Raw genomic sequence first — 9,259 nt, 5'->3', positions numbered from 1 at the left:
GGAACGGACGCTTCCTTTGTACTCACCCGAGAGACTCTCTCAGGCTTTCCTCCGGGCGCTTCCCTTCGGTCTTGCGTTTCCGACTCTATCAGATCCTTTCGGGCCCTGATTCCCTGTCGGCGGGATTTGTCGTGGCCTTCTGGCTTTCGCCTGTCGGCCTTTCGACATTCACTACGTTAGCCGATTTCCCTGCGGACTCATAATCGAGTCTTGCGAGTTGGAATTCAGGCATGCGGACACGCCGAATTCGCCCCCGCTGAAGGGAAGTCGTAGGTAGTGGGTTGGCCGCTTCCGGCTGCAGGCGAATGCCGTACCCGGGTCAAGCGGCTCGGGCCACGTTACGCGTCTGCCAAGGGAGAGTCAACTTCGGCGTCGCCGGGGCACATGGGCCCGATAGGGGCTGACCGTCGGGTCGTCGGCAACCCAGTAGCGCCAGGGGTGGACGCCGCCCTCGCCGGCCACGCCGGTGCGTGGGCCGTTGCGTACCTGGTCGCGGGGCACAGGTGCGCCGGTCAGGACACGCAGGGGGGCGGCCTCGTCGGCGCACGCGTCCGTGCCGTTCAGGGCTCGGTCCACGCCCAGGGCGGTGGCCAGGCGGGCCGGGCCTTTGGCCAGTTCCTTGTCATTGCGGGCGGAGAGCCGACGGGTGCGGGCCAGCTCGGCGCCCTCGATGATCTCGCCGGCGCGGAGCAGAACGGCGCTCGCCCTGCCCTCGGGACCGCACACCAGGTTCATGCAGAACCACATGCCGTAGGTGAAGTAGACGTACACGTGTCCGGGGGGACCGAACATCACGTCGTTGCGGGGCGTGCGACCGCGGTAGGCGTGGGAGCCGGGGTCGTTCTGACCGTCGTAGGCCTCGACCTCCGTCAGGCGGAGGGCGATCGGCCCGTCCGGGGTGTCGCGGACGAGGATGCGGCCCAGGAGGTCGGGGGCCACCTCGAGGATGGGGCGGTCGAAGAATTTCCTGGGCAGAGGCGTACGGTCGGGGCTCGCGATCATGCTGTCCGAGCGTAACGCAGCCGGGTTCGTGCGCGGGGTGGCCACGCAACGTCCGCCTTGCCAGGGTGTGGGGCGCGGAACCGGCCACGGCCGAATCGCGTTTGTAGGGATCAAGGGTTCACACAAAGCCTGGAGAGGGAGAGACATGGCGTTCAAGAAGCTGCTCGCGAGCCTGGGGGCCGGCGGGGCTTCGGTCGAGACCGTGCTGAGCGAGGTCAACGTCGTTCCGGGCGGTGTCGTCCAGGGCGAGGTGCGGATCCAGGGCGGGTCCGTCGACCAGCAGATCGAGGCGCTGTCGGTCGGGCTGCAGGCCAAGGTCGAGGTGGAGAGCGGCGACCAGGAGTACAAGCAGGACATCGAGTTCGCGAAGAACCGGCTCGGTGGTGCCTTCGAGCTGAAGGCGAACGCCGTGCACGCCGTGCAGTTCGGGCTCGAGATTCCCTGGGAGACGCCGATCACGACGATCGACGGGCAGACGCTGCGCGGGATGAACATCGGCGTGACCACGGAGCTGGAGATCGCGCGCGCCGTGGACTCCGGTGACCTGGACCCGATCAACGTGCACCCGCTGCCGGCGCAGAAGGCGATCCTGGACGCGTTCATCGGGCTGGGCTTCCGCTTCAAGAGCGCGGACATGGAGCGGGGCCACATCCGCGGTACACGGCAGAAGCTGCCGTTCTACCAGGAGATCGAGTTCCTTCCGCCGCAGCAGTACCGGGGGCTGAACCAGGTCGAGCTGAGCTTCGTCGCCGACGCCCAGGCGATGGACGTCGTGCTGGAGATGGACAAGAAGCCCGGGCTGTTCAGCGAGGGCAGCGACACGTTCCGTTCCTTCAAGGTGGGGCTGAACGACTACCAGGGGACTGACTGGACGGCGTACCTCAACCAGTGGCTGTCCGAGGTCGGCAGCAAGCGGAACTGGTTCTAGGGGTTCTAGGCTCGGACTCCACTGCACCGAACGATCAGGAGGTACCGAGGTGACCGAGCTCAAGCGGCGGCCGCTCCCCCATGACTTCCACCCGCCCGTGCCGGCGTTCACGGTCACGAGTGAGGACGTCCAGGAGGGGGCGACGCTCAAGGACGCTCAGGTTCACGCGGCCGGCAACACCTCGCCGCAACTGCGGTGGGAAGGTTTCCCCGCCGAGACCAAGAGCTTCGCCGTGACGTGCTACGACCCGGACGCCCCGACGGGCAGCGGGTTCTGGCACTGGGTGGTGTTCGACATCCCGGCCTCGGTGACCGAGCTGCCGGTGGGCGCGGGCAGTGGCAAGTTCGAGGGGCTGCCGGAAGGGGCCGTACAGGCACGCAACGACTTCGGCAGCAAGGACTTCGGCGGTGCCGCGCCGCCGGCCGGGGACGGGCCGCACCGGTATGTGTTCACGGTGTACGCCGTGGACCAGGAGAAGCTGGGGCCGGACTCGGAAGGCACCCCGGCGTTCGTCGGCTTCAATCTGCGGTTCCACACGATCGCGCGTGCCCAGCTGATCGGTGAGTACGAGGTGCCCGCCGAGAGCTAGTGTTCCGAGCGTTCATGGAACGTTTGCCCGCCCCTGGTCTTGGAATGGATCAGGGGCGGGCATTTTTGTTGCCGGGGGTCGCGGGGGGAGCGTCCCCCGCAGGAGCAGCAGATATTGCGTTGTCCATCTCGGCGTGCCCGGCCAGAGTTGATCCCAGCCCGCCAGGGGGTGGGCCGGTGCGCACGGGAGGTGGGCTGATATGCGGGACACGCTGGTACTGAACGCGAGCTTCGAGCCGTTGTCGACGGTGACGCTTCACCGAGCCGTCGTTCTGGTGCTCCAGGACAAGGCCGTCGTCGAACAGGCCCACCCCGAACTGCGGATGCGCGGAGCCGCGCTCGACATACCGGCGCCCCGGGTGATCAGGCTGTGCCGATACGTACGGGTGCCCTTCCGAAGACGCGCTCCGTGGTCGAGGCGGGGCGTGCTGGTCCGGGACCGGCACCGGTGCGCGTACTGCGGGCGGCGGGGGACGACCGTCGACCACGTGGTGCCGCGGTCGCTCGGCGGGCAGGACACCTGGCTGAACACGGTGGCCTCGTGTGCGGAGGACAATCACCGGAAGGCGAACCGGACGCCCGAGCAGGCGGGTATGCCGCTGCTGCGGGAGCCGTTCGAGCCGACGCCTGCCGACGCGATGCTTCTCGCCTTGGGGCAGGACGACTTCGACGCGCTGCCGGAGTGGCTCGCCCAGCCGGCCGCGTAGCCCACTACGCCGATGGGGGCGTACCTCTCACCAGAGGTACGCCCCCATCGGCGTAGTGGGTACTGCCGTCAGTCGATGGACGGCTTCTCGCGCCGCTCCTGGGCCGGGACGCTCGCGCCGCCGCCGCCCGAACCACCGCCCATGCCACCGAAGTTGCCCATGGCACCGGACAGGCCCTTGAGAGCGTCGCCGATCTCGCTGGGGACGATCCAGAGCTTGTTGGCGTCGCCCTCGGCGATCTTCGGGAGCATCTGGAGGTACTGGTAGGAGAGGAGCTTCTGGTCCGGGTCGCCGGCGTGGATGGCCTCGAAGACCGTGCGGACGGCCTGGGCCTCGCCCTCGGCGCGCAGGGCGGCGGCCTTGGCCTCACCTTCGGCGCGCAGGATCTGGGACTGCTTCTCGCCCTCGGCGCGCAGGATCTCGGACTGCCGGACACCCTCGGCCTGGAGGATCGCGGCGCGCTTGTCACGGTCGGCCCGCATCTGCTTCTCCATCGAGTCCTGGATGGAGGTGGGCGGTTCGATGGCCTTGAGTTCCACGCGGTTGACGCGGATGCCCCACTTGCCGGTGGCCTCGTCGAGGACGCCGCGCAGGGCCGCGTTGATCTCCTCGCGGGAGGTGAGGGTCCGCTCCAGGTCCATGCCGCCGATGATGTTGCGGAGTGTGGTGACGGTCAGCTGCTCGATGGCCTGGATGTAGCTGGCGACCTCGTACGTCGCGGCGCGGGCGTCGGTCACCTGGTAGTAGATGACCGTGTCGATGTTGACGACCAGGTTGTCCTGGGTGATGACCGGTTGCGGCGGGAAGGGGACGACCTGTTCGCGCAGGTCGATGCGGTTGCGGATGGTGTCGATGAACGGGACGACGATGTTGAGGCCCGCGTTCAGTGTCCGCGTGTAGCGGCCGAAGCGCTCGACGATGGCGGCGCTGGCCTGTGGGATGACCTGGATGGTCTTGATCAGGGCGATGAAGACCAACACCACCAGGATGATCAAGACGATGATGACCGGTTCCATCGTGGTTGTCCGTCCCCTTCTCCGCCTCGGCGCTCTGGCAGATCCTATTGACCCTGACTACTGATCCTGACTACTGCTGATCTTACGGCTGTTGAGGATCTTGCTGGTCGAGTCTGTCAGACCGTCGCGTACCGCGGAGGGTGTTCGGTCCACTTGTGTACGGCGAGGTCACATGATGATCGCCGTGGCCCCCTCGATGTCCACAACGTCCACTTCCTCGCCCGCCTCGTAGGCGCGTCCGCTGTCGAGTGCGCGTGCCGACCAGACTTCTCCGGCGAGCTTGATCCGGCCGCCGGCGCCGTCGACCCGTTCCAGTACGACGGCCTGTCTGCCTTTCAGCGCGTCCACTCCCGAGGCGAGTTGGGGCCGTTGGGAGCGGTGCCGGGCGGCGATGGGCCGTACGACGGCGATGAGGGCTACCGAGACGATGACGAAGACGAGTACCTGGACGACGACGTCCGCGCCGAATCCGGATGCGACGGCGGCGGCGACCGCGCCGACGGCGAGCATCCCGAACTCCGGCATCGCGGTCACGACGAGCGGAATTCCGAGCGCTGCCGCGGCGACGAGCCACCACACCCATGCGTCGATGTCGTTCACATGGTCATGGTAGGTCCGGGTGACGTGCCGGGGACAGGGCGCACGGGGGGCGGGTCAGGACAGAGGGAGCCCCTGCGCGGTCCAGCGGTCGCCGACCTGCTCGACGACGAGCGGGAGTCCGAAGCAGAGGGAGAGGTTGCGGGAGGTGAGCTCCAGCTCCAGCGGGCCCGCGGCCATGACCTTGCCCTGACGGATCATCAGGACGTGGGTGAAGCCCGGGGCGATCTCCTCGACGTGGTGGGTGACCATGAGCATCGAGGGGGCGATCGGGTCGCGGGCGAGCCGGCCGAGGCGGCGGACGAGGTCCTCGCGGCCGCCGAGGTCGAGGCCGGCGGCCGGCTCGTCCAGGAGCAGCAGCTCGGGGTCGGTCATCAGGGCGCGGGCGATCAGGGTGCGCTTGCGCTCGCCCTCGGAGAGGGTGCCGAACTGCCGGTCCAGGTACTCGGTCATGCCCAGGCGGTCGAGGAAGGCGCGGGCGCGCTGCTCGTCGATGTCCTCGTACTCCTCCTGCCAGCCGGCGGTCATGCCGTAGGCGGCGGTCAGTACGGTCTGCAGGACGGTCTGGCGCTTGGGCAGCTTGTCGGCCATGGCGATGCCGGCCATGCCGATGCGCGGGCGCAGTTCGAAGACGTCCGTGCCGGGCCGGCCGAGGGTCTCGCCGAGGATGGTGGCGGTGCCGTTGCTGGGGTAGAGGTAGCTGGACGCGACATTGAGGAGGGTGGTCTTGCCGGCGCCGTTGGGGCCCAGGATGACCCAGCGCTCACCCTCCTTCACCGACCAGGAGACCTGGTCCACCAGAGCCCGGCCCTCGCGGACCACGGATACGTCCTGAAGCTCCAGAACATCGCTCATGAGCGCGTTGTCTCCCCTTGCATTGTGGCCGGTCTCGGCTGTCGCGTACGCCTCTGGCTCGGGCCGCCGCGCCGGTGGGCGCAGGCCCTCCAGGAAATCTACGCCACCGGTCGGCTTCACCGTTCCATCGGTCCGGTCCTTAGGGTGGGGGCATGCTCTCGGAACCACGCGCAGGGCGCCTCGCCGCCTGGGGAAATGCCCTTATTGCCGGAATGGTCTCGCCGGACGACGCCGCGGTCGCGATTGTCGGCGACGACGCGGTGCACCGGGTGGAGGGGCTGCCGGACGAATCGGCGCCGGTCGGTCTCACGCTGGCGCTGGGGCGGCTGCGGGCGCTCGGGGCGACCGGGCTGCGGGTCGCGCTGCCCGCGCCGGGGCATCCGCTGGGGCTGAGCGGGCCGCCGGAGTTCAACGCGCGGGCGCTGGAGGCCGAGGAGGCGGTGGTCTGTCACGGTGCCGCGCTCGGGCTGGTGCCGGAGGTGTACGAGGCCGGGCCCGAGGGTGACGTGCATGTCGAGGTCGTCTGGCACTGCCTGCCGGTGCGGGAGGCACCGCCCGCCGATGTGCCCTCGCTCGGGGAGGCCGAGCGGGAGCTGGCGGAGGCGCTGCGGGACGCGACGGAGGTGTTGACGCGGCTGGATGTCGCCGGGTCGGGGCCGGTGGCGGAGGCGGCGGTCGCGGCGTACCGGGCGCGGGCGGAGCGGGGGCGGGAGGTTCTTGCGCCGGGGTATCCGCCGCGGGCGGTGCGGGTGCTGGAGTTGGCGCAGCGGGTGGGGGCGTTGGTGTCGCTGGCGTGTGAGAACGGGCACGGGGGTGCGGTGAGCGCGTCCGAGATGGTGGCGCGGGGGGAGGCGTTGCGGCCGGTGGAGCGGACGGCTCGGCGTGCGCAGGTGGCGGCGTACAACTCCGTTGTGGAGGAGCGGGAGAGGGGGCGGGGGGTGGGGTGACGCCTCTCGGTGGGGGTGGCCGGCGTCGTGGTGGGCCGGGGGTGGGTCGCGCGGCCCGGCGCTGACGGGGTGCCGCTGCGCCCACCCGTGCCGCCTCAGCGGCACGACAGCCCGCAGCTGCGCGGGGCTCGCGGGGCGGCTGCCCGCAGTCACGGCGGCGTGCGACTGCCCGCAGCGGCGGGATGGGGGGCGGGAAGCACGACCGGCCTCCCGGGTGGGGGCCCGGGAGGCCGTGGTTGGCTTGGTGGCCTGGGTCAGTGGTTGACGCCGAGGTTGCCGAAGGCCGGGTTCAGGACGCCGATGACGTTGACGCTGTTGCCGACGGCGTTCACCGGGATGTGGACCGGCGCCTGGACGACGTTGCCGGAGGCGACGCCCGGGGAGCCGATGGCCTCGCCGTGGGCGGCCGAGCCGTCGGTGGCGGAGGCCATGCCCGCGCCGGCGGCGATCAGCCCGCCGGCCACCATCGTCACGGCCGCTGCCTTCTTCAGGTTCTTCACTTACAAGCCCTCCTTGCGATTGCCGCGGCAGTCGCCGCAGCACGCACTGAAGAACGGCCGGACCCCTCGAAGGATGCGCCATATGGGGGACATTCCCACGACGGTATGAATCTCTGACCGGAAGGGAACCCTCCGGGTTGCCGCCGCGTACGGGGTCGGCCGGTGGTCAGCCGACGGCCCCGTGGCGCACGGCCCACAGTGCGGCCTGGGTGCGGTCCGCGAGATCGAGTTTCATCAGGATGTTCGACACGTGGGTCTTCACCGTCTTCTCGGAGAGGACGAGGGCGCGCGCGATCTCCCGGTTGGAGCGGCCGTCCGCTATCAGGCCCAGCACCTCGCGCTCCCGCTCCGTGAGGGCACCCGCTCTGCCCTGCCCGGAGTTGTTCTCCTCCTGGGACAGCAGGGCGCCCGCGACCTCGGGCTGGAGCAGGATGTGGCCGGCGTGGACGGAGCGGATGGCGCCCGCCAGCGCCTCGGGATCGACGTCCTTGTAGACGTAACCGGCCGCGCCCGCCCGCAGGGCCGGGACGACGGTGCGCTGCTCGGTGAAGCTGGTGACCACCAGCACGCGCGCGCGGTTGTCCAGCTCGCGGAGTCTGCGCAGCGCGTCGACGCCGTCCATGCCCGGCATCTTGACGTCCATGAGGATCACGTCGGGTTTCAGCTCCTCGGCCCGGTCGACGCCCTCGGCGCCGTCCGCGGCCTCGCCCACCACCTCGATGTCGTCCTGCACCTCCAGGAAGGTGCGCAGGCCCCGGCGGACCACTTGGTGATCGTCGACGAGCAGCACCTTGATTGCGTCAGCCACCGGGGGCCTCCATCTCGATCGTGGTGCCCTTGCCGGGCGCCGATTGCACGGTCAGCCTGCCGCCGGCGCCGCTCGCCCGGTCCCGCATCGAGACCAGGCCCAGGTGGCGTCCCGCGCGGCGCACCGTACGGGTGTCGAAGCCGCTGCCGTCGTCGGTGACCCGCAGCACGGCTCCGGCGCCGCGCCGGTGCAGCGTCACGTCGACGTGCTGCGCCCCGGAGTGGCGCAGGGCGTTGTGCAGTGCCTCTTGGGCGACGCGCAGCATCGCCTCCTCCTGGGCGGCGGGCAGGGCCTTGACCCCGTGGCCGGTGAAGGTCACGCGCGCGGTGTGGGCGCGGTCCAGGACCTGGATCTGGGTGCGGAGGGTGGCGACGAGGCCGTCCTCGTCCAGGGCGGCGGGGCGCAGCTCGACGACGGCGGCGCGCAGTTCGTCGGCGGCCTCCGCCGCGAGCGCGGCGACCTGCTGCAGCTCGCCCTTGGCGCGCGTGGGGTCGCGGTCGACCAGGGTGGCCGCGGCCTGGGCGGTCAGGCGCAGCGAGAACAGTTTCTGGCTGACCGCGTCGTGCAGTTCGTGGGCGAGGCGGGAGCGCTCCTCGGCGATGGTCAGCTCGCGGCTGCGCTCGTACAGGCGGGCGTTGGTGAGGGCGATCGCGGCGTGCTGGGCGAGGATGCCCAGCAGTTCCTCGTCGTCCGGGGTGAAGCCGCAGCCGCCGTCGGGTTTCGGGCAGTTCTTGTTGGCGAGGAAAAGCGCGCCGATGACCTCGTCGCCGTCGCGGATCGGCAGTCCCAGGAAGTCGACCAGGTCCGGGTGGGCGGACGGCCAGCCTTCGAAGCGGGGGTCCTTGCGGACGTCGCCGAGGCGCTGGGGCGTCGCCTCGTGCAGCATCGCGGCCAGGATGCCGTGCTGGCGCGGCAGGGGGCCGATGGCCTTCCACTGCTCGTCGCTGACGCCGTCGACGACGAACTGGGCGAAGCCGCCGTGGTCGTCGGGGACGCCGAGGGCGGCGTACTGCGCGTCGAGCAGCTCGCGGGCCGAGGCGACGATCGTCTTGAGGACGTCGCGCACCTCGAGATGCCTGCTCATGGCCAGCAGCGCGGAACTGACCGCGGCGAGGCCGGACCGGGGGCCGTGACTCATGTCCTCACGGTACCGGCGGGCGCCGACAGCGGGATCGGACCTGTGGCCGCCGTCGCCTAGGGCGGTGGGCCTAGGCCCGAGGTCCCGCCCGCCGGTCCTAGGGCGAAGGGCCCCGCGCGGTTGCGGCCCGTGCCCGAGGCGGCCGGTGCGGCGCGGTTCCTACGTTGAGGATC

Annotated in this window: 11 protein-coding genes; 4 read left to right on the top strand and 7 right to left on the bottom strand. The window is 70.4% G+C overall.

Annotated features, from left to right (window positions below; translation table 11 throughout):
• Positions 1-360 precede the first annotated feature (360 nt).
• Positions 361-1,002 (bottom strand): DNA-3-methyladenine glycosylase, encoded by a 642-nt coding sequence (locus ACFW48_RS31875; protein WP_386320815.1) that lies wholly within the window; start codon positions 1,000-1,002, stop codon positions 361-363.
• A 145-nt stretch (positions 1,003-1,147) separates the two neighbouring features.
• Here ACFW48_RS31875 and ACFW48_RS31870 point away from each other — a divergent pair, with 145 nt between their 5' ends.
• From ACFW48_RS31870 to ACFW48_RS31860, 3 genes are all read left to right on the top strand, one after another.
• Positions 1,148-1,930: a sporulation protein gene (locus ACFW48_RS31870; protein ID WP_386320812.1), complete on the top strand. Its 783-nt coding sequence runs from the start codon at positions 1,148-1,150 to the stop codon at positions 1,928-1,930.
• A gap of 49 nt (positions 1,931-1,979) precedes the next feature.
• Entirely contained in the window at positions 1,980-2,519 is a 540-nt protein-coding gene (locus tag ACFW48_RS31865) for a YbhB/YbcL family Raf kinase inhibitor-like protein (protein WP_386320810.1), read from the top strand.
• Between the two features lie 199 nt (positions 2,520-2,718).
• The gene (locus tag ACFW48_RS31860) at positions 2,719-3,225 is read left to right on the top strand and encodes an HNH endonuclease (RefSeq protein ID WP_386320807.1); all 507 of its coding nucleotides are present in this window, start codon (positions 2,719-2,721) and stop codon (positions 3,223-3,225) included.
• Between the two features lie 68 nt (positions 3,226-3,293).
• Here the strand turns inward: ACFW48_RS31860 and ACFW48_RS31855 are convergent, their stop codons facing one another.
• The 3 genes from ACFW48_RS31855 to ACFW48_RS31845 form a co-directional block, all read right to left on the bottom strand.
• The gene (locus ACFW48_RS31855) at positions 3,294-4,241 is read right to left on the bottom strand and encodes an SPFH domain-containing protein (protein WP_386320804.1); all 948 of its coding nucleotides are present in this window, start codon (positions 4,239-4,241) and stop codon (positions 3,294-3,296) included.
• A 168-nt stretch (positions 4,242-4,409) separates the two neighbouring features.
• Positions 4,410-4,841 (bottom strand): NfeD family protein, encoded by a 432-nt coding sequence (locus tag ACFW48_RS31850; RefSeq protein ID WP_386320803.1) that lies wholly within the window; start codon positions 4,839-4,841, stop codon positions 4,410-4,412.
• A gap of 54 nt (positions 4,842-4,895) precedes the next feature.
• Positions 4,896-5,693, bottom strand: a complete 798-nt coding sequence (locus tag ACFW48_RS31845; RefSeq protein ID WP_386320800.1) for an ABC transporter ATP-binding protein — start codon at positions 5,691-5,693, stop codon at positions 4,896-4,898.
• 152 nt (positions 5,694-5,845) lie between these two features.
• Here ACFW48_RS31845 and ACFW48_RS31840 point away from each other — a divergent pair, with 152 nt between their 5' ends.
• Positions 5,846-6,640 carry a hypothetical protein gene (locus ACFW48_RS31840; protein WP_386320797.1) on the top strand — a complete coding sequence of 265 codons (795 nt, stop codon included), beginning with the start codon at positions 5,846-5,848 and terminating at the stop codon, positions 6,638-6,640.
• Between the two features lie 254 nt (positions 6,641-6,894).
• On the opposite strand, the gene chpE is transcribed toward ACFW48_RS31840, so the two are convergent.
• The 3 genes from chpE to ACFW48_RS31825 all read right to left on the bottom strand — a co-directional run bounded on the left by chpE (position 6,895) and on the right by ACFW48_RS31825 (position 9,086).
• The gene (gene chpE / locus ACFW48_RS31835; protein WP_019329385.1) at positions 6,895-7,140 is read right to left on the bottom strand and encodes a chaplin ChpE; all 246 of its coding nucleotides are present in this window, start codon (positions 7,138-7,140) and stop codon (positions 6,895-6,897) included.
• Between the two features lie 166 nt (positions 7,141-7,306).
• The gene (locus tag ACFW48_RS31830) at positions 7,307-7,948 is read right to left on the bottom strand and encodes a response regulator (RefSeq protein ID WP_386320795.1); all 642 of its coding nucleotides are present in this window, start codon (positions 7,946-7,948) and stop codon (positions 7,307-7,309) included.
• Complete coding sequence (locus tag ACFW48_RS31825) at positions 7,941-9,086, bottom strand: GAF domain-containing sensor histidine kinase (protein ID WP_386320793.1); 1,146 nt, start codon at positions 9,084-9,086, stop codon at positions 7,941-7,943. Before ACFW48_RS31825 ends, ACFW48_RS31830 begins: the two co-directional genes overlap by 8 nt.
• Positions 9,087-9,259 lie beyond the last annotated feature (173 nt).

Origin of the sequence: Streptomyces sp. NPDC058812 (assembly GCF_042744565.1) — a bacterium.
Classification (GTDB): domain Bacteria; phylum Actinomycetota; class Actinomycetes; order Streptomycetales; family Streptomycetaceae; genus Streptomyces; species Streptomyces thinghirensis.
Note: the sequence above shows the minus strand (reverse complement) of the source record. Positions and strands in the feature narration are given on the sequence as shown.